Here is a 290-nt window from a genome sequence, read left to right on the forward strand (position 1 = left end):
TTGTACAAAAACTCGGCGGTGTCACTGGTCACCACGAAGCCGTGGGCAAAGCCCGGGGGAATCCACAGCTGGCGATGGTTGTCGGCTGACAGCACCACACCCACCCATTTCCCAAAGTTCGGCGAGCTGCGGCGCATGTCCACCGCCACGTCAAACACCTCGCCTTGCGTCACGCGCACCAGCTTGCCCTGGGGGTGCTGAATCTGGTAATGCAAGCCACGCAACACGCCCTTGACGGAGCGACTGTGGTTGTCTTGCACAAACTGAACGTCCAGCCCCGTGACTTGGGC

1 protein-coding gene is annotated in these 290 nt (G+C 61.0%); it reads right to left on the bottom strand.

From position 1 onward, the window contains the following. Nucleotides 1-290, bottom strand: a 290-nt coding sequence (gene rfbC, locus B3V69_RS20880) for a dTDP-4-dehydrorhamnose 3,5-epimerase (RefSeq protein WP_296445890.1), incomplete at both ends; no start/stop codon positions are given.

It is taken from the genome of Rhodoferax sp. UBA5149 (assembly GCF_002413825.1).
Taxonomy (GTDB): domain Bacteria; phylum Pseudomonadota; class Gammaproteobacteria; order Burkholderiales; family Burkholderiaceae_C; genus Rhodoferax.